This window comes from Sphingomonas sp. LH128 (genome assembly GCF_000293195.2).
Lineage (GTDB): Bacteria > Pseudomonadota > Alphaproteobacteria > Sphingomonadales > Sphingomonadaceae > Novosphingobium > Novosphingobium resinovorum_A.
This window is the reverse complement of record NZ_ALVC01000195.1, coordinates 14,507-39,411: the sequence shown is the minus strand read 5'-3', so window position 1 is coordinate 39,411 and position 24,905 is coordinate 14,507. Positions and strand designations below refer to the sequence as shown.

At 63.4% G+C, this 24,905-nt stretch carries 17 protein-coding genes; 7 read left to right on the top strand and 10 right to left on the bottom strand.

Annotation, left to right across the window (positions count from 1 at the left end):
* From LH128_RS16065 to LH128_RS16055, 3 genes are all read right to left on the bottom strand, one after another.
* On the bottom strand, nt 1–715 hold a 715-nt coding region (locus LH128_RS16065; protein WP_008830715.1), incomplete at its 3' end, for an AMP-binding protein.
* A gap of 14 nt (nt 716–729) precedes the next feature.
* Nucleotides 730–1,245: a nitroreductase/quinone reductase family protein gene (locus tag LH128_RS16060; RefSeq protein ID WP_008830714.1), complete on the bottom strand. Its 516-nt coding sequence runs from the start codon at nt 1,243–1,245 to the stop codon at nt 730–732.
* 5 nt (nt 1,246–1,250) lie between these two features.
* Entirely contained in the window at nt 1,251–1,673 is a 423-nt protein-coding gene (locus LH128_RS16055; RefSeq protein ID WP_008830713.1) for an EthD domain-containing protein, read from the bottom strand.
* Nucleotides 1,674–1,765: 92 nt separating this feature from the next.
* On the opposite strand from LH128_RS16055, the gene LH128_RS16050 reads away from it, so the two are divergent.
* Complete coding sequence (locus tag LH128_RS16050) at nt 1,766–2,671, top strand: LysR family transcriptional regulator (RefSeq protein WP_008830712.1); 906 nt, start codon at nt 1,766–1,768, stop codon at nt 2,669–2,671.
* A gap of 6 nt (nt 2,672–2,677) precedes the next feature.
* Here the strand turns inward: LH128_RS16050 and LH128_RS16045 are convergent, their stop codons facing one another.
* Together LH128_RS16045 and LH128_RS16040 are read right to left on the bottom strand one after the other, a co-directional pair.
* A complete protein-coding gene (locus LH128_RS16045; RefSeq protein ID WP_008830711.1) occupies nt 2,678–4,837 on the bottom strand; it encodes a PQQ-dependent dehydrogenase, methanol/ethanol family in 2,160 nt (719 codons plus the stop codon).
* Between the two features lie 68 nt (nt 4,838–4,905).
* Nucleotides 4,906–6,735 (bottom strand): tannase/feruloyl esterase family alpha/beta hydrolase, encoded by a 1,830-nt coding sequence (locus LH128_RS16040; protein WP_327195188.1) that lies wholly within the window; start codon nt 6,733–6,735, stop codon nt 4,906–4,908.
* A 122-nt stretch (nt 6,736–6,857) separates the two neighbouring features.
* Here LH128_RS16040 and LH128_RS16035 point away from each other — a divergent pair, with 122 nt between their 5' ends.
* The 6 genes from LH128_RS16035 to LH128_RS31440 all read left to right on the top strand — a co-directional run bounded on the left by LH128_RS16035 (nt 6,858) and on the right by LH128_RS31440 (nt 18,181).
* Nucleotides 6,858–8,036 carry a helix-turn-helix transcriptional regulator gene (locus LH128_RS16035; RefSeq protein ID WP_008830709.1) on the top strand — a complete coding sequence of 393 codons (1,179 nt, stop codon included), beginning with the start codon at nt 6,858–6,860 and terminating at the stop codon, nt 8,034–8,036.
* A 466-nt stretch (nt 8,037–8,502) separates the two neighbouring features.
* Nucleotides 8,503–9,165, top strand: a complete 663-nt coding sequence (locus LH128_RS16030; RefSeq protein WP_008830708.1) for an alpha/beta hydrolase — start codon at nt 8,503–8,505, stop codon at nt 9,163–9,165.
* 126 nt (nt 9,166–9,291) lie between these two features.
* Nucleotides 9,292–10,935, top strand: coding sequence for a family 43 glycosylhydrolase (locus LH128_RS16025; RefSeq protein ID WP_008830707.1), 1,644 nt, complete (start codon nt 9,292–9,294; stop codon nt 10,933–10,935).
* Between the two features lie 586 nt (nt 10,936–11,521).
* Nucleotides 11,522–13,921: a TonB-dependent receptor gene (locus LH128_RS16020; RefSeq protein ID WP_327195187.1), complete on the top strand. Its 2,400-nt coding sequence runs from the start codon at nt 11,522–11,524 to the stop codon at nt 13,919–13,921.
* 170 nt (nt 13,922–14,091) lie between these two features.
* Nucleotides 14,092–17,529, top strand: a complete 3,438-nt coding sequence (locus tag LH128_RS16015) for a glycosyl hydrolase (protein WP_327195186.1) — start codon at nt 14,092–14,094, stop codon at nt 17,527–17,529.
* A 34-nt stretch (nt 17,530–17,563) separates the two neighbouring features.
* Nucleotides 17,564–18,181: a TetR/AcrR family transcriptional regulator gene (locus LH128_RS31440; RefSeq protein WP_008830704.1), complete on the top strand. Its 618-nt coding sequence runs from the start codon at nt 17,564–17,566 to the stop codon at nt 18,179–18,181.
* A gap of 10 nt (nt 18,182–18,191) precedes the next feature.
* On the opposite strand, the gene LH128_RS16005 is transcribed toward LH128_RS31440, so the two are convergent.
* The 5 genes from LH128_RS16005 to LH128_RS15985 form a co-directional block, all read right to left on the bottom strand.
* Complete coding sequence (locus LH128_RS16005; RefSeq protein ID WP_008830703.1) at nt 18,192–18,935, bottom strand: alpha/beta fold hydrolase; 744 nt, start codon at nt 18,933–18,935, stop codon at nt 18,192–18,194.
* Between the two features lie 39 nt (nt 18,936–18,974).
* Entirely contained in the window at nt 18,975–20,447 is a 1,473-nt protein-coding gene (locus LH128_RS16000; protein ID WP_172705081.1) for an LVIVD repeat-containing protein, read from the bottom strand.
* Nucleotides 20,448–20,499: 52 nt separating this feature from the next.
* Nucleotides 20,500–21,171, bottom strand: coding sequence for a nitroreductase (locus LH128_RS15995; RefSeq protein WP_008830701.1), 672 nt, complete (start codon nt 21,169–21,171; stop codon nt 20,500–20,502).
* The gene (locus LH128_RS15990; protein WP_008830700.1) at nt 21,171–22,844 is read right to left on the bottom strand and encodes an AMP-binding protein; all 1,674 of its coding nucleotides are present in this window, start codon (nt 22,842–22,844) and stop codon (nt 21,171–21,173) included. Before LH128_RS15990 ends, LH128_RS15995 begins: the two co-directional genes overlap by 1 nt.
* A gap of 109 nt (nt 22,845–22,953) precedes the next feature.
* The gene (locus LH128_RS15985) at nt 22,954–24,678 is read right to left on the bottom strand and encodes a tannase/feruloyl esterase family alpha/beta hydrolase (RefSeq protein WP_008830699.1); all 1,725 of its coding nucleotides are present in this window, start codon (nt 24,676–24,678) and stop codon (nt 22,954–22,956) included.
* Nucleotides 24,679–24,905: the final 227 nt, after the last annotated feature.

Below are 24,905 nucleotides of genomic sequence, written 5' to 3'. Positions count from 1 at the left end.
CGCGATGCGCGCTGAGGATGCCCTTGGCCTTGCCGGTCGAGCCCGAGGAGAAGAACAGCGCGCCCGGGTCGCTGGGCAGCACCGCCTGGGCGCAGGCATCGATTTGTTCGTCCCATACTTCGCGGGCACGCGCCAGGAAGCTGCTCCATCCCTCGATCGCGCCGGAGCCCTCGTCGCCGTCCACCCGCGCGAGATGCGTGAGGTAGGGGAACCGCAGCGAGGCCAGGGCACCCGGCTGCGAAACCGCGATCTCCGGTTCGAGCCCGACGAGTATCGCGCCGAAGTCCTTGGCGAGGACTCCTTGTTCGAGCAACAGCACAGAGCAGTTCGAAGCCTGAAGTGCGGCGTCGATCTCGGGCGCGGTGAAGAAGGTACTGATCGTGGTGGCGACGCCGCCGGCAAGGGCCGTGCCGAACAGGCAGGAGAGGAATTCAAGCCGGTTGGTCATCAGCAGGCCTACGCGCGTGCCCTTGCCCACACCGCAGGCCCGGAGCGCCCGAGCGACCTCGCGTGAACGCAGCCACAGGTCGTCGTAGCTCCAGCGGATCGCCTTACCATCCTGATGGATGACGGCGGCTTCCGCCGGTCCATGGCGCGCGGTGACCTCGCGCAGGTAGCCGCCAAGGGTCAGCGCCCCGATCCCCTCTTCCTCGGCGAGCGGGATGCCGTGGGCAAGGGACAGCGGCATCGGATCGATGTGCGCGGGACGTGTCACGATGGCGTCTCTCGTCAGTTCGTGCGCGTGCCGGTCGCGTCTTCGAGCCGGAAGACGGGAATGGCCGCCTCGGCCTTGAACATGACCAGCGGCAGCACCCGCTCGGTCGAGGCTTGGTAGTTGGCGTAGAAGGGGTGGCAGTCGATGAAGAAGTCCCAGACTTTCTGCCGTTCGGCGCCTTCTGGTTCGCGCCAGGATCCGCGGAAGGCCTGGGTGGCGATCTGGAATTCCACGCCCGGGCTTTCGATGATGTTGAGATACCAGGCGGGGTGGTGATCGGCGCCTCCCTTGGAAGCGCAAATGACCACTTCACCGCCGATATCGGCGTAGCACAGCGGGGTGATGAACACCTTGCCGCTCTTGCGGCCAATGTACTTCACCAGACAGTGCGTGGCGAACGAGCGCCCGCCGACGGCGGTGATGTCCATGATGTGGCCTTTCACCCCGCCCGATGAAAGGTAGGCTTCGCGGTGTTCGGTCACCCAGTCGCGTCGCGCTTCGCGGATGACCTGCATCGATTTGTCGCTCATCTCGTTTACTCCGTAGTATCGGTGTGGCGCAGTTCGACGTGCGTTGCCTCGCCGTTCGGTCCCATCGGGGACTCGTAGTCGACGACCGAACAGACCGGGTTCGCGTGACTGGCGAACAGGCGCTCCTCGTCCGCCTTTGTCATTGGCAGGCGGGCCGGGTCCGAGATGATGCGCTGCGAGGCTTCGAAGTCCTCGCGGCTGTTCCACCAGATCTCCATGATGCAGTCGAAGCCGGGATCGTGGATCTCGCCGGTGACGGGGTTGCGTTCCGGCGTCAGATAGCGGCGCACGTAACGCTGCGCATTGGGCAGCGCGGGCTTGGCCCCCATCTTCTTCGCAAGCTGGGAGTGCTGGTTCTCGTAGTAGTCGAGAAATGCCTCCATCGACATGTCCTGTCGCTTTCGGAAAAAGCAAATCTGCTTGAACATCGTTGCCTGTCCTCTCCTTGTTTTGAGCAGCATTGCGCTTGCCGTGACATGAGGTCTAATGCTCAATTCGTTCATCTGCATGCAGGTTGGTTATGGAACTGTCGCTCACCAAACTTCAGCCTCTCGTCGCCGTTGCGCGGTGTGGCAGTTTTTCGCGTGCGGCGGGGGAGCTGAACCTGAGCCAGCCCGCACTCAGTCGCAGCATCGCGGCGCTTGAAAGCCGCTACGGCTTCATGCTGTTCAATCGCGTCGGCCATGGCGTCGAGCCGACCGCGGCTGGTCTCCAGGTGCTCGAACAGGCGAAGCCGATGTTGCAGGGGCTGCTGGTGTTCGAAAGCAACCTGCGGCAATTGGGCGCCGGGCGCAGCGGAAGACTGGCGATCGGCATGGCGCCGCTGATGGCCAGCCAACTGGTGCCGCGCTTCGCCGGGGGCTTCTTCGGTGATGGCGGCGAAGTGCAGCTTCGCGTGATGGTCCGGCCCGGCGGCGAACTGCTTCAGGCCTTGCGCGACGACGAAGTCGAACTGATCGTCTTTCCCGAAAGCCATCTGCCCGAGACCGATGACATTGCGATGGAGGACCTGGGCTTGGTGCGCCCCGCCTGCGTGGTGCGCCGCGGGCATCCGCTGCTGCACAACCCCGCGCTGCGCCTTGAGGACCTCGCGCAGTTTCCATGGGCCGGATCGCACGAGACCGCGATGCCCCGGTTTCCGGGCCGTTCGCACATGGTCTGCGACAACTATCATATCCTGCGCGAGGCGGTGCTTGCCAGCGATCTGGTCTGCATCTGCTCGCACGCCTTCGTCGCGAACGAACTGGACGAGGGAACCCTGGTCGAGATCGATATCGAGGGCTTGCCCCTGAGGGCCACGCAAATCTACGTGGCCTGGCTCAAGGGGCGCGCCAGTTCCCCGCTCGCCAGCCGCGCCGTCCAGTCCATGCGTGCGCATCTGGCCGAGTGGTGGAGCGCCGATCATCCGACCGGCGCTCCACCCTGAACGAAGTTACACACCGCCCACGGCCTGAACCCTTGGACCTGCCGGCTTCTTGCCCGCCTTTACCGCGGCATCCTCGGCGGGAGCCTGCATCGCCCGGATGCGCAGGAAGTGGCGCAGTGCTTCGAGGTCGCGGTCCTGCAACTGCGGATAGCCCGGCATGCCGTTTGGCTTGAGCGCGCCGCCCTTGACGATCTGGGCGAAGCCGGCTGCGTCGAGGATCATCGGCGAGTAGCGCAAGTCGGGGGCCGCGCCGCCGGGGTTAGCCATCATGCCATGGCACACCATGCAGCCGTTCATGGCGAACAGCATTCCTCCGGCCTCAGCCTGCTTCGGGTCCGGGCGGAAACCCGGATCCTGGAGCGGTACGGGTTGCGTCTCGGTGTAGGCAGGCAGCGCGTCCTTGCCGCCGATCGCGAACGTCAGCACGTGGCGCGGCAGGCGATAGTCGGTGTCGTAGCCGCGCACCATCGCCGACTGGACGCCGGCGCCCGAGGATCCGTTGCCGGTCAGGACGGTGACGTATTGCTTGCCGTTGACGCGATAGGTGATCGGCGGTGCCACCACCGGCGCCTGGGTCTTGAACGACCAGACTTCCTTACCGGTCCGCGCGTCGTAGGCGACGAAGCTGTGGTCGATCCTGCCCTGGAACACCAGGTCGCCGCCGGTCGCCATGATGCCGCCGGGCCAGGCGCCGGGCAGCTTGACCGTCCAGCGGGCCTTCTGCGCGACCGGATCCCAGGCCTTGAGGTAGCCCTTCAGGCTGCCGGGAATGTCGAGGTCGGGCTGTAGTGCCACGCCCATGTTCTTGGTGAAGGCGTTGCCGCCCAGTTCCCCGTCGCCGATCATCGCGGCATCGTCGATGACCGGCAGATAGACCAGGCCGGTGCGCGGGCTGTAGGCCTGGGGCAGCCATGAATGCGCGCCCTGCGGTCCGGGCCACAGCTCGAACATCTGCTTCTTGCCGGTATAGCGGATACCCGGGTTCTCGACCGGTCGGCCGGTCTTCTTGTCGATCCGGTCCGCCCAGGTGACCTTGGCGAACTTCTCGGCCGAGATGAACTCGCCGGTCTTGCGGTCGAGCACGTAGAAGAACCCGTTCTTGGGGGCCTGCATGATGACCTTGCGCGGCTTGCCGTCGATCTCGATGGTGGCGAGGGTCATGTCCTGGGTGGCGGTGCAATCCCACTGCTCGCCGGGGCAGACCTGGTAGTGCCACTTGTATTCGCCGGTGTTCGCATCGACCGCGACGATGGAGGCGAGGAACAGGTTGTCGCCGCCGCCGGGGCTGCGCTTGGCCTGGGCATAGGGGAAGCCGTTGCCGACGCCGATGTAGATGAGGTTCAGTTCGGGATCGTAGCTGAACGCGTTCCAGGCGGTGCCGCCACCGCCGACGCGCTTGGCGTCGGTGCCGTACCAGTCACCCTTCCAGGTCGGGCGCGCCACTGCGTCTGCCTTGGATTCCGCGGGCTTCGACGGGTCGCTGGGAACGGTGTAGAAACGCCAAGCCAGCTTGCCGGTCATCGCGTCGTAAGCGGAGACATAGCCACGGATCGGGCTGATGTCGGCTCCGCCGTGGCCAATGATGACCTTGCCGTTGAAGACGCGCGGAGGGCCGTTGACGTTGCGAAGTTCGTTCGCTTCGAATTGCCGCTGTTTCCAGACTTCCTTGCCGGTGTTCGCGTCGAGGGCGATGACGAAGCCATCGGTGGTGGCGATGAACACGCGGCCCTTGTAATAGGCAAGGCCCTTGTTGCCCCAACCCATATGAAGCGCGCTGGTGGCGCGTTCGCGGGTCTTGGAGTCGTACTCCCACAGGACCTTGCCGGTCGTCGCATCCAAGGCGGTGATGTAGGCGTGGCCGGTGGTGACGAACAGCTTTCCGTCAACCTCGATCGGTTCGCTTACGGAGAAGCCCGGTTGCAGGTCGTAGTGCCATGCCAGCTTGAGATCGCCTACGGTATCGGCGTTGATCTGATCGAGCGGGCTGTACTGTTGCTGGCCCGGCGTGCGCCCGTAGTTGGGCCAGTTGTCGGGATCGGCCAGCATGGCGCCATCGGCCTTGGGGTCTTGTCCACCCGTTCCGCCCTGGCAGCCGGCGAGTGCCAGCAGCGCTGCGCCCAGAATCGCCGATCCCGCGGCCATGGTCTTGATTTGCGATCGGGCCATTGTCTCGAAACCTCGCCTGTGTCGTTGTGCCGCAAGGGCGGCAGTCGGTTCGTTTTGGAAGGGCGCGCTCATCGGACCACGTAGCTTCCCGCATCATTCGGATCGCCGCCCACGTAGGCCACGGTCTGGGGATAAGGCGCGATCGGGGCGCTGCGCCGGACCTGGCTGTCGGGCGGCGTCTCGATCACCACCTTGCCCGGCGCGCGGCCGTTCTCGACCCAGTCCACCATGAGCGCGAAGAACTGTCCCGGCGCGACGAGTGGAGGGTGTGCATCCGGGTTCGATGTCCCGTTGGGCGACATGTGCCCGACGCCGGGCAGCAGATAGAGGCGGAAGAAGTCATGGACCTTCTCGGCACCGCCCATGGTCGCCAGCACGCGGTCGTAGTACTGGATCGTGCCTTGAACGGGGATCGCCTCGTCATTCCAGCCGTGCCAGCTGAGGAACTTGCCGCCGCGCGCCTTGAAGGCTGACAGGTCAGGATCGTCGCTGGCGAGACGGCCGAAGGTCTCGTCGAGCGCGACCCCGCGATCGAAGGCTTCTGCCAGCTTCTCGTAGGATATCGAGGTCCAGCCGGCCTTGCCGTTACCCGAGGCGTTCTCGAAACTGGGATTGGCAAGCGAAGGGTCGGACAGGTCCAGTGCGACCTGGTCCGCCGAATAGCCCGAATGGGCATTGGCGCTGCCATAGCCGATATTGGCGAAGTAGGCCTGATACAGCGATGTCCCGCGCATCAGGCCGTACCACTTGTGCTTGCCCGTCAGGCTGGCGGCTACGCCGTTGTCGCTGGCGGGATCGGGAACGGACCCGTCGGCCGTCAGGCCGTACCACATCTTGTTGACCACTCTGGCCTGGGCCAGCGACAGCGCATCCGGCCCCGTGTTCGTGCCGCCGTCCTCGACCCGCAGGACCGAGGCGTCCTTCGTCGGATCGTAGGTGCAGGCGGCGTTATCGACGATGTAGCCCATGTGCTGGCCGCCCACCATATCGCACGAGCGGATCGCGGCGTTGGAGACCAGATCCATCTGCGCTTTGGTGAGATATTTGCCGCCGAGTTCCCGTTCGACCACCAGGCTACGATAGACGTCGGCGGTCACCCATTGCGCCCAGTTGAGGGCGGGAAGGCTGGCGATGATGCCGTCGTAGTCGGCGGGATATTCCTGCGCCAGCCGGTAGCCGTGACGGCCGCCTGTCGAGACGCCCTCGTAATAGGCATGGTGCGCGGGTTTGCCATAGTAGGCGATCGCGATCGCCTTGGTCTTCTCGGCCATGACATGCATGGCGCGATGCGCGTAGTCGATCCAGAGCTGGCGGGCGGGGCTGCCGTCCGGGTTCATTGCCCAGGAGCCGTTAGTCGCAGTATGACCGGAATCGGTGCTGGCCGAGATGGATCCCTCCATCCCGGCGGTGAGCGCGGCATAAGGCCAGCCGACGTGGCCGGGCGATCCCTGCATGCCGCCATCGAAGCCCCCGAGACCGCCCAGGTTGTGAATGCGGCCGTTCCAGGCATCTCTGGTCGGCAGCCAGACTTCGATCCCGATGCCGGATGAGGTCGAGGGCGCGCCTTGCGGTCCCGGGTTGCCGGGGCCGACGACGAGCTTGACCATGCACATGTCGGCCGGGGCCAAGGGCGTGTGCGGGTTGGCCGCTTCCGATATGACGAGGGGCTCGCCCTTCTTGAATTCGTGGACGAGAACGAGGCGAGTGAGCGGGTCCGCCTCCAGGGCGGTCTTCAGGCTGTCGGACATGGGGCAGGCGACTCCGGTGGGAGGCTTGGCAAAGGCATAATCGGGAAATGCGGCAGTCAGGGCGGTACCGAGCAGCATGACGGCGGCGAGCCGTCGCCGTGCGGCAATGCTCCCACGTTCACCGCCCACCGGATGTCCTGCGCTCACCATTCATCTCCCCTCGAACGCGCATCGCGGCGCGTCTTTTCGATTAGGCCTTTCCTGCGATGTGGAGGGCGGATACAAAACCCCCATATGGGGGATGGCGTGTGGTGATGGGCCGGGAAAGACTTATGGAGATGGCTTGCGACGACAATGCTTTGACACAGGCGTTGCTCGATGGCGCGCATGAGGACGTGCTATGGAGTTCGTTTCTGGCCTTGCTTTGCCGGCGGACCGGGGCGGATTATTCCATTCTCCTGTGTCAGCCGCCGGGCTGGCGGCAGGGCGACGCGCTGCAACTCATTTCAGGCACCGCCCCGATCACCGACACCCGCGATATATATCGTCGTCATTTCGTGCGGCGCGATCCCAATACCGCCGACACGATAACGGAGGGACAACCCTATTCGCTGAATGAACTCATCCGCCTTGATCACGGTGACCACGCCGATTTCTACACCGAACTGACGCTTCATCGCGGCGTCACCGATATCCGCCACTTGCGCGTGAGGGAGGCAAGCGGTGTGGATGCATGGCTTACCGTCGTGCGCAAGGGAGGGCAGTTCGATCCGGAGACCGATCGGCTGCTGGAGATGCTGGCCCCGCGCCTGCGCAGCGTCATGCGCAGCTTCGTGATGCTGGAGCGCGAACGCTTCACCGCCTCGCTGGCAGAAGAGGCCATCCAGCGCCTTCAGTTCGGATGGCTCGCGATCGACCGTGACGGGCGGGTGGTGGATAGCGATCGCGTCGGCGAGGCCATGCTGCGCGAGTCCGGGATTATCAGTCGCACCGCTTCAGGCAGGTTGCGGGTGTCGGACCCGCGCGTGCAGCGCGAAGTGCTGGCGTTCGTCAAGGGGATGGCGACCGACCCGGATGCGCGTCCTCGGGCGGTGTCGCTGTCGAGTGATCCGTGGCTCGACATGCTTCTGGTCGTCGCGCCGCAGCGCCTGTTGGGCTCGATCGGCCAGCCCGCGGTAGTCGCCTACGTCCATGGCGACAGCTGGCGGGCGGCTGACCGTTGCCAGCAGCTGATCGACATGTTCCGCTTGAGCCCAAGCGAAGCCCACCTTGCACTGGAACTATGCCGGGGCCGTTCGATCGCCGAGGTGGCGTGCGACCGGGGGCTCCGCGTGGATACCGTCAGGGGATATTCCAAGAGCATATATGCCAAGATCGGCGTGAAGGGCCAGGTCGATCTCGTGCGCATCCTCATGGGCAGCGTGCTGGCGTTGGCCAACGACCACCATGGCCGGGCGTTCGCCCGGGGCTTGTCGATCCCGACGGGCTTGGAGGCGGAGCCGGCGGCATAAGGTTGCCGTTTCGCCCCCCAAGCGGGTGTCGCACCGGCGTGACTGCCGGTGTAGAGGCATGCTTGCAGCCGACGACCAAGCCGATTGCGGCCGAAAAATGTTGGTTTAGGCGGGGAGAGACGATTTGACTGAACGAGCATGCCTGCTCCTCCGGCGTCTGGCGCGCATCGCGTGGCCTGCCTTGGGCGCATGTTTGTGCTGGGCTACCGCGACGTCTGCGCTGGCGCACGGTCCGGCAGGCACGGAGGTGCGTCGCGAATCCGCGGGGGGCGGCGGACAGGCAGAGAGGGGTGGTGCGGCAGGAGACGGACCGGGCGCGATAGCCTTGCCGATACCGGTTCGCCCTGCGGCTGCGGGCGAGATATGGGGGCTGGACAAGAGCGGCTATCGTACCGTTCGAAACGTAGTAGTCCCAACGCTGACACCGGTATTGCCGACCCCGGGGACGGTCGCGGCGGGGGCTGCGGTGCCTGCGGTCATCGTGGCGCCGGGGGGCGCCTTTCGGGCCCTGTCGATCGACAGCGAAGGCTATCAGGTTGCGCGCTGGCTGGCCGATCACGGCATCGCCGCCTTCGTTTTGAAGTATCGTCTTGTGCCAACGCCTGCCGATCCGGCGGCCGCACAGCGCGAGACGATCGCCTGGATCGTCAGCCAGCAGCCCAAGGGCGAAGCGGCCTTTGCGGTGACTCCCGAGGCGCTCGCCGATGCGAAATCAGCCGTCCGTGTAGTTCGCGCGCGGGCCGCTGCATGGAACGTGGATCCGCATAAGGTCGGCTTTGTAGGTTTCTCTGCCGGCGCGATTACCACGCTCGCTCTCGGCACTGACCCTGACCCGGCAGCGCGTCCCGACTTTATCGCGCCGATATATGGTCCCATGCATGCCATCACTGTGCCCACCCAGGCGCCGCCGATGTTCGTGGCGGTAGGTTCAGACGACGCCTTGTTCGGTCAGGACGGCTTCGGACTGATCGATGCTTGGCGCAAGGCCCATCGACCGGTGGAACTCCATTATTACGAGCGTGGCCAGCATGGTTTCGGGATGACCCACGCAAGCGCCGCTTCCAGCTTGTGGATAGAGGAATTCCAGGCCTGGATGCGAGATCGGGGTTTCCTCGCCGGCGCGCCTTGAACGCAGCCATGGCGCGCCGGGACGCCGGCAGCCGCCGACAAGTACCGGTGCGACCAGCATACAGTCGCCCGCTCGGGCCCTGGACAAGCCTTGGACGGGCCTTCCAACACTTACAGGAGAACGACCATGAACAGCACGCGTCGCCAAGCACTGATCTCCGCGCTGGGCGTGGTGGGGGCCGCTGCTCTGCCCGAAACACTTCCTGCTGCGGAGAAAGTCGGCTCTGACCGGCAGAGGAAAGGAGTGGCGTGGGGCCGCGGGCCGGAAGGACAGCGGACCGCCGATCTCGGCGACGGGACGTTCCGGAATCCCGTCATGGCGGGCGATCATCCCGACCCCAGCATCGTCCGCGATGGCGACATGTATTACCAGGTCTCCTCGTCGTTCGTTTACTATCCGGGTTTGGTGATCTGGAAATCCGGAGACCTGGTCAACTGGTCACCCGTAGGGCCTGCGCTGACGGAGCCGGTCGGTTCGGTCTATGCGCCGGATCTCGTCAAGCATGACGGCCGCTATTTCATCTATTTCGCGGTGCGCGGCGTGCCGCAAATGCCTGACGTGAACGGTGCGCCTCGCCGTCCGATGACCAACTATGTCATCCATGCAGACCATATCGAGGGGCCGTGGAGCGATCCCGTCGATGTCGGTATTTATACCGCCATCGACCCCGGCCATGCCGTGGGTGAGGACGGCAAACGCTACCTTTATGTCAGCGATGGCGTGCTGATCCCCTTGAACGACGATGGACTGACCCGTTCCGGACCGGACGAAAAGCTGTACGAAGGCTGGAAATACCCAGCCGATTGGGCGGTCGAGACTTTCGCGCTGGAAGGGCCGAAGATCATCCGCCGCAATGGCTGGTTCTACATGTTCTCGGCTGAGGGAGGCACGGCAGGGCCGCCGACCAGCCATATGGTCGTCGTCGCGCGGTCCAGATCGATCAGGGGCCCTTGGGACAATTGCCCGCACAACCCCATCGTGCGCACGGCGTCCATCGCGGAACCCTGGTGGTCTCGGGGCCACGGCACACCGGTGGAAGACCCGTCCGGTAAATGGTGGATGTTCTATCACGGCTATGAAAACGGCTACCGTTCGCTGGGGCGGCAGAGCTTGCTGGAACCGATAGAATGGACGGCGGAGGGCTGGCCGCGCGCGTTGGGCGGAGACTTGTCCCGCCCGCTTCGAAAGCCGATGGGGCGAAAGCTCGCCGCCGACGGGGTATCGCTTTCGGGGCCGTTCGACGCCAACTCGCTCGGTGCGCGCATGAGCGTCTACAAGCCGGATCGGAACTATCGCGATCGCATCGCCTTTGAGGACGGAGCCCTGGTTTTGACTGCGCAGGGCAAGGGGCCAGCCGATGCTTCTCCGTTGGTCATGAACAGTGGGGATCGACGCTACGAATTGTCGGTGGAAATGGAACTTGACGGGCCCGTAACCGCAGGACTTCTGCTGTTCTACAATGAAAAGTTTTTCTGCGGCATCGCGTCAGACCCTAACCGGTTTCGCGCGTATCGGCTTGGTGAGGAAAATCCATTCGAGGCTCGTGTCCCAGCCATAGGCCGTCGGTTTTATCTTAGATTGGTAAATGAGGATCAGGTCGGCCGCTTTTACTACAGTGCCGACGGACGGACATGGGTGTTGCATCGCTCCTATGAAGTGAGCGGCTACAATCAGAATATCGCCGGGGCCTATCTCAGCCTGCGCCCAGCTTTCTTCGCGGCAGGAAGCGGCAAAGTGACAGTGCGCAACATGGCTTACTCCGCATATTAAGCAGGATGAGTAGATGCGGGCAAATCCAACGATTGAACGATCAGAACCTGGAGGTCGAATCCGCTCCTTGCGCGCATTGGCCGCAGTTCAGTGCCTAATAGAAGGGTATGGCCTGACCATTTAATCTAGGTGGTTCTACCGCACGGAAATTCACACGACAGAAGATCGAGCCGACGCGTACTGTGGTGGGCAACGCCAGCATAACTGTGCCATCGGCGCCACTGAAAACAATTCCGCAGATTGCGAACAGCTATTCGAATCCATCAAATGGTCCCTATCCGCCCCTCGAATCAAAGCTCAAGCTCAGTGTGTCTTCAGCGTTGATGGCGAGACTTTTGCGTCACGGTTAAAATTCTGTCCATCGGTCGATCTGCGCATCGCCTTTTGCATCCTCTGTCGATACGGACATGTTTGCCCTACATTTCCCGTCTCGATCGCCTTGGGAGGCGTTCGAAATAACACCTGTGCGATGACCTTTTTTAAAATCTTGCCATTTGTATGAGTTAATTTGTATGGGTCTTTCCAGATTGGTCAGTCCACAAAAATGTGCTGGTCATATATGGGCGAATGATGAATGGAGAGGGCCGTGACTCGTTACAAGATGTCAGTGTCGGCGAGTGTTTGTGCGATGATGTTTGCAGTTCCAGCAATCGCGCAAGACACGAATCTTGCAGATGGCGGGGAAGAGGGGGTGATCATCGTCGAGGCCCGTCGCCGCGACGAGAACATCCAGGACGTCCCGCTGGTCGTCAATGCTGTGACCTCCGAGCAGTTGCAGAAGCTGAACATGCGCGATTTCGCGGAAGTCCAGACGCTTGTTCCGGGCCTGCAGCTCAGCAGCGTCGCCAACGGTCTTGGCGGCGGTGCGCAACTTCGCGGTGTCCAGTACGATCCCAATACGGGCGTACGTCCGTCGGTCGAATTCTATTACAATGACGCGCCGATCGAAGGCAGCCTCATCCTCCAGGCAATGTACGACGTCGGCCAGGTCGAGGTTCAACGCGGACCCCAGGGAACCTTGCGGGGCCGTGCTTCGCCGTCGGGGTCCATCGTCATCAGCTCGAAGAAGCCGAACCTGAACGAGGCCGGCGGATATGTTTCGGCTACCGCCAATTCGATCGGGACCCAGAACTATCAGGGTGCGATCGGCCTACCGATCATTCCCGGCATTGCGGCGATCCGGGTTGCCGGGGTCTATGACGAGAACGAGGCGAACCGCGTAAAGACGATCGAACGCGACGGAGACGCGCGTGACCCTCATGCCCGTACTTGGAGTGGGCGCGTCAGCCTGCTGGTCGAGCCGACCGACTGGTTCCGGCTGGAAGGCACCTACCAGCACCTGAACCGTACCTCGCGTTCGTTCGACCAGTACATGGCCTTCAGCGAAGCAAACCCAGACGTCGCCGCGCCGGCCACGCTTATCACCGCGCGTGATCGCAAGTCGATTCAGGAAACCCCTCGAAACGTCGACCAGACATATAACATCTACAACTGGCGAGCTCAGGTGCGTGGGTGGGGTCAGGTGCTCATCTACCAGGGTCAGAAGTTCGATCTGAACGTGCGGTCTGCGACCAATCAGGACACCGCGAACGTCTTCAAGGGTTTCGACTTCTATTCTCGTGCACACACGGGCGCCGACGTCTGGACTCACGAGGTCCGCCTGCAGAACGAAGCGCGGGTATTCGACATGCTCGACTACGTGGTCGGGTATTTCCGTTCGAACCAGACTTCGACCAACGACCTGATAAGTGAAACGCCGGTCTTGCTTCCCTCATCGCTTGGCGGCGGGTTGGCGACGATCGCGCAGACGCCGATCTCGATCGCGTCCGTGCCCGTCAAGGAAGAATCGATATTTGCCAACCTGACGGCGCATATCGGTAGTTCGACGGAGCTTTCGGGCGGCCTGAGGCATATCAAATATCGCGATCCCGGGTCCGAGATGACAATCGGTTCGAAAGTGCTGCCCGGAAATCCCAATATCGATAGCAGCACGATCTACACGGCTTCGATAAAGCACCGGTTCGGGGAAAACCTGATGGTTTATGCCAGCACCGGCAGCTCACGAAGGGCAGGCAGCTTTGCCGTAGGTGATTTCAGCGTGCAAAAATCAGCGCTGCAACGGTCGTTTGAATACCTCGGCCCGGAAAAATCGAAGTCCTATGAAATCGGCATCAAGAGCAACTGGCTTGATGGTCGGCTCCAGGCAAATCTGACCGGTTTTCACCAGAACTTCAAAGGCTACCCCTACAGGTCTCCGACACTCATATATTACGTGAATTATAACAATGTCGTGAGTGGAGGTGTCGAGACTGTCACGCCGGTGGTCGGCAGCTTCAATTTCGTATCGTCGGTCCCGGTCGAAGTGAACGGCATCGAAGGTGAGATCAGCTTGCAGGCAACCCCGAACTGGTCGATTGGCCTGACGGCGAGCTATGCCTTGGGCAAGATCAAGAACGGACTGGTCGCGTGCAACGACCTCAATGGCGATGGCCTGCCCGACAACGTGAGCGCGCCCCCCAGCCTTGAGAACCTGCAGGCAGCAGTCGGCGCAAACAACGTTGCGGCATGCCGGATTTCGCAGCGTTCGTCGAACCTGCCGCCGTTCTCCGCAACGCTGCAGAGCGAATACCATGCACCGATTTCGAACAAGGTCGATGTCTTCGGGCGGGGTTTGTTCGTTTTCAACGGCCAGTCGCAGGGCGATCCGCAGTTCGCTTATGATCAGGTCAAGGGCTATGGCTTGCTGAACCTGTTTGCCGGACTGCGCGATGCATCGGGTCAATGGGAAGTGTCGTTCTTCGCCAAGAACGTCCTCGATACGGTCAAGGCCACGTCCGTTGGGTTGCCGGCAACGACCAATTACCAGCAACTCAACTCGTCATTCCAGGCGACTGGCGTGACCCGTACAAGCGCCTATTCCATCATCAGCACGACCCAGCCGCGCGAATTCGGCGTTACCGTGCGCCATACCTTCGGCTCGCGCTGACGCCCTGTGGCGATGGCAGCGCCAGGCGCCTCCACGCCTGCCGGTCGATTAATAGGTGAGGATGCAAGGCTGCGGGGCTGGGCGCGGAGATCGTCTGATGGCAGGATAGCCCGCGTATAAAGCCGGTGCTGCTGCTCGAATAAAGGGGGAATGGGAGAGATATGGCGGGCATGAGTTTTCGGGCGGCGCTGTGCCTTGCCGGTGCAATGGTGCCAGTGTCCGCAATGTCCCAGGATGGGAAAGCCGAAGCGGGCGCCGATGCGCACGTGGACGTGACGGCGAGCCGATCGTCCAGTTCGCTGGAGGATGCCTTTCGCGACCCGCCTGCCTCCGCCCGGCCGCGCGTCTGGTGGCACTGGATGAACGGTAATATCACCAAGGACGGGATCGCCAAGGATCTGGCCTGGATGAAGCGCGTCGGCATCGGAGGAATGCAGAGCTTCGACGCCAACCTTCAGACGCCGCAGATCGTCGACAAGCGGCTCGTTTACATGACGCCGGAATGGAAAGATGCCTTCCGCTTTGCCGCCAGCGAGGCCGACCGGCTGGGCCTGGAACTTGCGATCGCATCGTCGCCGGGCTGGTCGGAAACCGGAGGTCCTTGGGTCAAGCCCGAAGACGGACTGAAGAAACTGGTCTGGACCGAGGCGGCGGTCCCGGCCGGCAGGCGTTTCTCCGGCAATCTGGCTGCACCGCCTACGGTGTCGGGTCCGTATCAGGATCTGGGCATCGCTCCCAGCATCGAAGAAACGATGTCCGGTCGCAAGCCCGAGCCTCGTCCGCAGCATTATCAGGATGTCGCGGTCCTTGCGGTTCCGCAGATGCGCTCTGCTCCGCAAGGGGCGATACCTCGCGCCACCCTAGGTGACGGGACGGTGATCGATGCCGCCGCGCTCGGCGACCGGGACCTCAATTCCGGTGTCGACGTGCCGCGCGGATCGGCGGAAAATCCTGCCACCGTCGTGCTGCAATATGCGGCGCCGCAAACGGTTCGGTCGGCATCGCTCTACGTTCCCGGCTCCAAGTCGACGTTCGGGCCGCCTACGCTCACGCCCGTGCTCGAAACCAGCGACGATGGCGTTGCCTGGCGCAAGGTCGTCGACGTCCCTGCCGCCACGGTTCCGACTACGGTATCCTTCCCCGCTGTCACCGCTCGCTGGTTCCGCATAGTGCTGGTGCCGCAGGCGCCAGCATTCGCAAGCATGAGTTCGGCTGCACCCGGCATCGCGATGGATTTCGGGGCGGTGGCCGCGGCCATGGGCGCCAAGCCCTATCGTCTCGTCGATATGCGGCTGTCGCCCGAGGCGACGATCGACCAGTTCGAGACGAAAGCGGGCTTCGCTCTCGCGCAGGACTATTACGCCATGGCGGTCCCCACCGACGGCGCGGTCGGCGCGTCGGTGTCGCAGGTGCTCGATCTGACCGACCGGATGCGGCCGGACGGCGTGCTGGACTGGACTGCGCCGCGTCTGCCCGGCGGTGGACACTGGCGCGTCCTGCGTCTCGGGTACTCGCTGCTAGGCACCACCAATCATCCCGCGCCGCCGGAGGCCACCGGGCTCGAGGTGGACAAGTTCGATGGCGATGCGGTGCGGCGTTACCTCGATCACTACCTTGCGATGTACAAGGATGCCGCCGGCGCCGACCTGGTCGGCGCGCGCGGGGTGCGTGCGCTGCTGACCGATTCCATCGAGGTCGGTGCGGCCAACTGGACACCCCGGATGCTCGTGCAGTTCAGGAAACTACGCGGCTACGATGCGACGCCTTGGCTGCCCGCGCTGACCGGCACCCTGATCGGCACTCGGGAGGACAGCGACCGCTTTCTCTACGACTACCGCAGGACGCTGAGCGAACTCGTGGCAAGCGAACATTACGGCACGATCGCCTCGGTGGCGCACGAGAGCGGGCTCAAGGTCTATGGCGAGGCGCTGGAGGATCATCGCCCCTCGCTGGGTGACGACATGGCGATGCGTCGCTACGCTGATGTGCCGATGGCGGCGATGTGGACTCACAATCGGGAAGTGGGGCCGCGGGCGACCTACCTTGCCGACATCAAGGGCGCGGCTTCCGTCGCCCATCTTTACGGCCAGAACATCGTCGCCGCCGAGTCCATGACGGCATCGCTTGCACCCTGGGCTTTCGCGCCCAAGGATCTCAAGCGGATCATCGACCTGGAATTCGTCAACGGTGTCAACCGGCCGGTGGTGCACACTTCGGCTCACGTTCCGGTCGATGACAAGAAGCCAGGGCTGTCGCTGTTCATCTATGGCCAGTACTTCAACCGGCAGGAAAGCTGGGCGGAACTGGCCAGGCCCTGGGTGGACTATATCGCCCGCTCCTCGCTGATGCTGCAGGAGGGACGCAACCTGGCGGACGTTGCCTACTTCTACGGTGAGGAAGCGCCGCTTACCGGTCTATACGGCGACAAGCCGGTCGCCGATGCGCCGGTCCGCTATGCCTACGACTTCGTCAATTTCGACGTGCTTACATCCCTGCTGAAAAACGACGGCCCCGATGTGGTTGCGCCGAGCGGGGCGCGGTATCGCGTGCTCTATCTCGGTGGCTCTTCACACAAGATGACGCTGCCGGCGCTGCACAAGATCGCCGAACTGGCGCGGGGCGGAGCGACCATCGTTGGCACCGCACCGGTAGGCATGCCGGGTCTTGCCGCAGGTGCCGCGGAGGACCGGGGGGAGTGGGCAAGGTTGGTCGCCGAATTATGGCCCGGCAATCCAGATACCCCGGTCGGCAAGGGCAGGGTGATCGCCGGCAATGATGTCGAAGGAGCCTTGCGCACCGTCGGCCTTACGCCCGATTTTGCGTTTGCCGGCGCGGAAGAGGGAGCGCGCATCCCTTTCGTGCACCGCCGCGACGACAAAGGCGACATCTATTACCTGTCCAATCCGCAGGCGCATGCGGAGCGCTTCGAAGGCCGTTTTCGCGTGACGGGCAAAGTGCCGATGCTCTGGCATCCCGAAACCGGGACGTCGGAGCCGGTCGGTTACCGGATGGAAGGCGAGGAAACCATCGTCCCCCTTGCGATGGAGGCTGACGGTGCGGTCTTCGTGGTTTTCCGCGAGCAAACGGACCGGCGTTCGCTCGTTTTGCCAGCCAAAGAGCCGGTCGTGCTGGCGCGGATACAAGGACCATGGAAGGTCGCGTTCGAGCCGGGGCGTGGCGCTCCCGCAGCGGTGTCCCTTGCCGCACTTGAGCCGCTGCAGACCGATGCACGCTCCGGCGTGCGCTACTTCTCGGGCATCGCCACTTACACGCGCAGCTTCAACGCGCCCGCTGCGTGGAAGCCGGGCCAGCCCTTGTGGCTCGATCTGGGTTCGGTCGGGGACCTGGCCCAGGTTTCGGTTAACGGTAAGGATGTCGGTACGGTGTGGCATTCGCCATACCGGCTCGATGTTTCCGCGGCGCTCAAGACCGGGCGCAACGACCTGGAAATCCGCGTCGCCAACAAGTGGGTAAACCGCTTGGTAGGTGACGCGCAGGGCGATGGCGCCAAGGTGACGTGGACGGCGGTTCCGACGTACCGAAAGGATGCGCCGCTATTGCCGTCCGGCCTCATCGGACCGGTGGAACTGCTGGGTAACACGCCCTGAGCACCGGCTGCCTGTTCACGGAGGAGATGCTATCATGGCAGTCCCGCAAACCCGCAGGTGCGAAAAGCCCGACGCCCGGCGCGACCAGATCATCGAGGAAGCCTTCAAGCTGATCGGTCAGCGCGGCTATCATGCCTTCACCATCGGGCGCCTGGCCAAGAATTGCGGCCTGTCGAATGCGGGCATCGTCTATTACTTCGGGTCCAAGGCCAGCGTACTGGTGGCCCTGCTGGATGTCCTGGAGGCGCGCGATGCAAAAGTGCTCCTGCCGCTTGTCCACGCCGTCGAGCAGAGCGTGGACGCGAACGAGACGCTGGACGCGTTGAGGCAGCTTTTTCGTGCGATGGCGGAACAGTGCGTCAATCGTGCCGGTCTGGACAGGTTCGCCGTTACGCTGCAATCGGAAGCGATCGATCCGGCACATCCCGCGCATTACTGGTTCCGTGATCGGGAACGCATGCTGCTTGGTTTGTTCAGGCGGCTGCTTTCACGGTTGGTGCCTGACGCCGAGACTATCGCAAGGCAGCTTGTTGCACTGATGGCCGGACTTGCGCAGCAATGGCTCAGATCACAGGGCAGCTTCGATTTCGTCTCCGAAAACGACAAGGCGCTGATGGTGGCGCTGCGCGGGACGCTGCGCGAATTGCCGTAGGAGCCTTGCCTCAGGCGTTGGCGCCGGCCTCGATCAGCAGGATTTCGGCGAGCGCCTGCGGCCGGGTGACCATGGCCTGGTGCCCGGCGTCGATGACCACGCGCCGATCCGTTTTCAGGCGCTCGGCGAAAGTTTCCTGCCAGGCCATCGGCAGGCAGGGATCGGTGCGGCACAGGACGAAGGTGGACGGTATCGGCCGAGCGATCTCGAACTTCCAGTCCGTGGCGGAGTACGTTCTCGCAGGCCAGGTATCACGGCCCAGTTCGGCCAGGAATGCGTCCGCCTGTGTGGGGGGCATGTCATTGCAGAACAGCGCACGATATCTTTCTTGGGACAGACGTGCGCCCGCCGCTGCGGTGTCGCCGTGCGTGCTGGCAGGAATCGCACCGATCATTTCCAGCACTGTCTGGCCGGGAAGCGGCAACGAACAGGTTACGTAGACAAGGCGGCGAAACAGATCAGGGCGCATTTGCGCCATGAACGGAATGACCTGTCCTGCCTGCGAATGGCCGACGATCACGACATCGCGCATCCCCGCATCCTCAATGTCCGCGATCAGTTCGCGCGCGATGTCGTCTATCGTGAGGTCGTCCGTCCGGCGTTGCCGCTTGGCACCGCAGCCAGGCACATTGAGACCGAGGACTGTGCCCACCGCATCCGGCTCCTGGAGGTGCAGCGCGGCGATCGTGTCGCGCCACACCCAGTCGCCTTGGCCGCCGCCATGGAGAAAGGCGAAGTTCGTTTTCTGACTCATGCGTTTTCCGTAGCCCCGATGTGGCGGCGAGCCTCGCGATCAGTGCCGCGACGATGCCTTGACCCGCGGAAACCCAAGCCGTTTGCGGATTTGCGGTTGCAGTTGCAGCACGTAGAAACCGCTGGCGGCGCAGGCGACCCAGATGTCGCCTGTCTCCGGAATGTAGCGGACGTGTCCGCCGCAACCGTCGCCCGGCTTGAAGTAGGCCACTTCCTGTGGATTTGCGGGTTTGCGGATGTCCACGATCCGCAGTCCCGCCCACAGGAAGTTGAACAGTCCCATTCGCGTGTCGGTGGCGCTATCGACGTCGTTGAAGTGCAGGGTGGCGGTGCCGGGGTCCATCGTCAGTCCTCCAGCCGCTTTTTCCGAAGGGCTCATCGAAGGGCAGTTTTCAGGGCGATTCATGGCCAGGCGGAACTCGCCATCTATGAACGGCTTTCGCTCGTCGGCGATGTTGACGATCTTGGGCCATGATCCGGGACAGGACATCAATTCGCCGGCTCCGACGAGATGCGGTACGCCCTCGATGTTGGCCCGCATCACCGAATGCCAGCCGCCATGCAGAGCGGTGCCGATTAGGCGCATCTTCGGGTCGGCCTTGCCCTGCGCAAGGTCGCTGTTGTCGAATATGTAGATGCCGCCGCCATCGGGGCCGAGCGCATCGCGATTGGGCGGGAAGATCTTGATCCCCTTGTTGAGATCACCGCCGGTAGACGAGACGACGCCTGCGTATATGCGCGTCTCGCCTGGGCTGATCGAGATTTCGTGCGGCGCGAATTCAAAGCTTGTGCCGTCGGGGCGCGTCGCCGCGAACTTGCCGATGAAGCGCGGGTGCGCCATATCGGCGATGTCCATCACGGCGATGCCGCCCTTGCCGGTGAACGGCGAGATGATCGTGGCGTACAAGCGCTTGCCGTTTGGGGAAATCGTCAGGGTATGGACGCTTTCCGGCCATTTGATCTCGGCCATGTGCCTGGGGTGGGCACAATCGGAAACGTCGTAGATGTCGGTATAGGCCGCGTCGTCCTTGGCGCCATACGATCCTGCCGCCAGCACCTTGCGCCCCGGCGCCGCCACGGCGTGAAGCGTTTCCGAGGCATAGAGCGAACCGCGATCCCGCAGCAGGCCGACCTGCTGGGGATGCTTCGGATCGCGGACGTCGAGCACCGCGACGCCGAACGTGGAGGGATCGGCCTTGGCGCCCCACATCAGGAAATTGGGTGACGTGCTCGAAACGTAGGCGCAATGATCAACCCAACTGAGTTGGAGATTGGAATCCCGCCCGTCGAGCGGTGCATGGCCGACAACGTTGACCCCTTTCGAGTAGGGGTGCGCCAGGATGACGCCTGCTTCTCCGGCCTTGGTCTGCCCTTGCAGGCCCGGTTCGGGATTGTCGGCCCCTACTGCTGGCGCCCGGGCAGAAACGGCGGCCCCCTGCAGCACGAGACCCAGCGCGGCGGCACTGATCGCCGCCTTGCGCGCGATCATGGATAGAACGGTTGTGCGTTTCATACATTCGCTCCGACGTCATTATCTTTTGGGGAAGTAGCGAGGGGTGTCTTGTTCAGCGGTGCCAGGCGGTGAATTCATCGACTCCCACTCTCTCGCTCGTCAGGCCGTTTTCCGGGGCGGAAGGGTCGGCATGGCCCAGCGCCATGCCGGACAGCACGATGCGATCCTGCGGAATTCCGAGCTGGTCATGCACCACGCCTCCGACATCGCACCAGGCCTGCTGCGGGCAGGTTTCGAGGCCGTACCCGCGCGCGAGCGTCATGACGTTCTGCATGAACATCCCGCAATCGAGCCACGCCCCGAGCGCCATCGCCCGGTCCATCGTGAAGAACAGTCCCACTGGCGCGCTGAAAAAGTCGTAGTTACGCAGCATGGCCGCCTTGCGAGCCGTCATATCGTGGCGATCAATTCCATAAAGGGCATAGAGACCGAAGCCCACCTTGCGCCGCCGCGACAGATAGGGTTCGCCCATCTTTTCCGGCAGATAGGGATATTCCAGGCTGAACTTACCGGCTTCGGCCGCTTCGCGCGCGGCGGCGGACAGACGCGCTTTCGTATCGCCCGTCACCACGTGGACCAGCCAGGGCTGGATGTTCGTACCAGATGGCGCGCGCGACGCGGCCTGCAGGATGGCGCGCACCGTATCCTCGCTCACCGGCGTGGGAAGGAATCGCCTGATCGAACGCCGTCCGGTAACGGCAGCGACGGCGCTGATATCCGCCATCATGCGCCTGCTACCCCTGCTGCTGCCGCCGCGATGTCCTGCATCCGCTGCTGCTTGAGTGCAAAGCGCTGGACCTTTCCGCTCGGCGTCTTGGGCAGGCTTGGCGCGAAGTGCACCGAGCGGGGATAGGCATGGGCCGCATAGCGGGTCTTGACCCACTGCTGGATGTCCCGTTCCACCTCGGCAGACCCCTCGTGCCCGTCGCGCAGCACGACATAGGCTTCGATCACTTCGCCGCGCACTTCGTCGGGGACGGCGATCACCGCCGCTTCGGCGACGGCAGGATGGGACAGGATCGCGGATTCCACCTCAAACGGACCGATGCGATAGCCCGCCATCAGAATGACGTCATCGTCGCGCGCGGAGAAGTAGAAGTAGCCGTCCTTGTCGAAATGGCCGGTATCGCCGGTCAGGTAGTAGCGGCCATCTGCGGTGAACTTCTCGGCCGTCTTGGCCGGATCGCCGTGGTATCCGTTGAACCAGGCGACCGGGCTTTGTGCCACGATCATCGCAACGCGGCCGATCTCGTCCGGGCCGACCTCGATATCCGCCTGCTCCTGCAGCACCGTCGCCGTCCAGCCGGGCATGGCGACCCCCATCGAGCCTGCCTTGAGCGGGCGGGCGACGGAGGGGTTGTGGTGGTTGTTGATGAGCATTCCGGCTTCAGTCTGTCCGTAGTGATCATGGACCGCGACGCCCAGCGCCTGCTCTGCCCAGGCGTTGACGTCCGGGGTCAGCGGCTCGCCGGCGCTCGATGCATGGCGCAACCGCAGATTCGCGGGCGCGCCATCGCCGGCGGACCGCAGCGAACGGTAGACGGTCGGCGCGGCGGCAAAGTTGGTGACGCCATGCTGTTCGAGGATGGCCATGGTCTTTTCGGCGCTAAAGCCGCCTTCGAACAGGACGCTGCGGGTTCCTGTCAGGAAAGTGGCGAGGATGCCGAAGTACAAGCCATAGGCCCAACCCGGATCGGCCGCGCACCAGAACATGTCGTCGGGGCGCAGGCCGTGGCCGAATTCGGCATAGGAATGGAAGGCGGCAAGCGCGCGCAGCGGAACCACCACGCCCTTTGGATTGCCGGTGGTCCCGGAGGTATAGATATGGATCATCGGCGCATCGCCGCCGACCGTGACTGCCTCCAGCCCCGGTTCGGCTTCGGCCATCAGCGCATCGAATGCAAGCGCTTCGCCCGAGGCGGCCCCCAGCGTGACCACGCGCCAGGGGGCGTCGGCCGGAATATCATCGCCTGGAGCCAGCTTCGGCAATTGCACCGCGTCGCACACCACTACCCTGGCCCCGCTACCCTTGAGGCGGTAGGCTATTGCGGAGGGCGCGAATGCGGTGAACAGTGGCAGATGAACAGCGCCCAGTCGCCAGATGGCCATCAGCGTGACGAGATAGTTTCGGCTCTTGCCCATCAAGGTGGCGACACGGTCACCGCGATCGACGCCCAGCGATCGCAGCACGGCGGCGAACCGCTCGGATTCCATGCGCAGTTCGCCATAGCTGATGTCGCGCCAGGACAGGTCCGCCGCGACCACGCGATAAGCGAGGTCCTGCGGATCGCGCGCGTCGCACAGCAATTGGGCGGCGCAAGCCTTCGGCGACGAATAAAGGGCGGTCATCTCGGTTATGCGGGCATCGACGGTGGAGGTTTGCGGGGGCGTGGGCATCGGATCGGACCTGTACTGTTCTCGGGAGATAGTGGGATGAAGCCGGTGCCATGCGCGGGTAGCGACATGGCACCGGCCGTTCCGGTGGGCCGGAAGGATCAGGCCCAGGTCATTCGACGACGCCTGCCTGACGGCCTGCTTCGCCCATCTTCAGCATACCGGTGTCGCCTTCGATGCAGCGCCAGTTGGCGGCATTGCGGACATCACCTTTGCCATTGTACTTGGCCATTTCGGGGAACTTGCAAAGCGGCATCGTGCGACCTTCCGGCTTCTTGAAATCGACGCCGAACTGGTTCGCCTTGTACAGCGTTGCGGGCAGGGAGTTGGGGGCCTTGCCCTTTTCCACCCATTCTTCCATCGCGCTCAGCGCATCGAAGCTGCCGGGGCCTTCGCCGATGCCGCCGCCGCTGCAATGCGCGGTGCCGGGCAGGGCGAACAGCCTGATATTCTTCTGCACCTTTGCATAGCCGCCATACGTCTTTGCGAGGTTCTTGTAATAATTGATCGACATGTAGGGCGTCAGCAAGTGATCGCTCATGTTGACCCACAACATCAGCTTGTGATTGGCCTTGAACAGGCGAGCGGCGTTCTGGGGAATGTCGCCGATGCCCATCCGCAGCGCCGCATTGGCTTTGGCGGCTTCCGCAGCCGGTGCGATCACGCGGAAGCCGGTCACCTTCCCCGGCCCGCCGGAACCGTAGGAAATGATCGACGATGTCTGGAACGCCGGGTCGTTGCGGTGAGTGAAGACCCGCAGCACCGTGTCGCCAAGCAGTGCCATACCGTTGGAAGCGCCGGTCGCGGGATTGCCGGTATCGGGCCAGGGAACCGGCTGGCCGGCATTGGCGGGCGCAAGAAGTAGCGCGTTCTGGATCTCGCTGACCGAATAGCCCGGCTGTATGACCCGTCCCTGCTGGTCGGTGGCGGCCGTCAGGAACGTGCTGATGCTCTCGATCTGAGCCTTGGTGAAGCAGGTGTCTCCGCGCTTGTCATTGGCGCAGCGCGGCAGATCGACCTCGGGGCGGAACGTGCAAGCCATCGGGTTCTGGATCAGGCCGTCCTTGACGCCGTCGAGCGCATCGCACTTGGCCAGCACGATGGGGTTGATCTGTGCGACGAGCGCTTGCGGCACTTCGGCATCCGGGGTGCGGACCGTGGCAAGCGATACACCGGTGGTGAGAAACGAGAGGTTCGCGAGGTTGGCATAAGGCGACCCGGAAACGATGCCGTCGAATTCCTCAGGGAAATAGGCCGCCGCGACCAGTGCGTCGCGCCCTCCGCCGGAGCAGCCGCAGAAGTACGAATAGGTGATCTTGCGAGCCTTGCCGGTGGCCTGCGCATAGAAGGCGGTGGTGAAGTCCTTGCCCATGCGGGCGAGCACCTTGTGCGAGCGGTACAGATAGTCGTCCAGGTAATCCTGGCTGATCTCGCCGGGGCCCGTGATCGCCCACTTGCCTTGCGTGAACCCGGCATGGCCCTCATCGGTCGCGAAGGAAGCATAGCCCTTCCTGATGCTGTCGCCCGGCTTGCCCTGGTTGGTGATGGTGATGGTGGGCGAGGCCGCGTCGCTCACGGCGAACGTGCCGCAATGGCCGCCGCAGCCCAACTGGAGGTACTTCTGGTTCCAGACCATTGGAAGCGTCGCGAGAAAGTTCGCGGTCTTGCCAGTCTCGGGGTTCGTCACGAAGCTGCCGGTGACCTGACAATAGGCAGGAAGATCACCGGAAGCTGCCTTGAACTTGGTGCCGCCTTCGAAGAAAGGTCCGGGCATCTCTTCGGGCGGCAGCTTGTGGATCGAAACCTTGGTCTTGAGCTGTGACGCGACCGCCTGCATGGCCGTCGCATTGCACAATCCTGCGAGGTCTGCGGCGACGATCCCGTTCGGTACCCTTCCGGGCGATCCTGATACAGGCCCTGATACCGGTCCTGCGACTGCCGGGGCTTGGGCCGATGCGGCGGCTTCATCCCCAATGCCGGCGTTTATGCCAAGAGCGCAGGCTACAAGCAGTGTGAGGCCAAAACACAAGTTTCTGCCTATCCTGTGCATGTGTTCAATCCTTT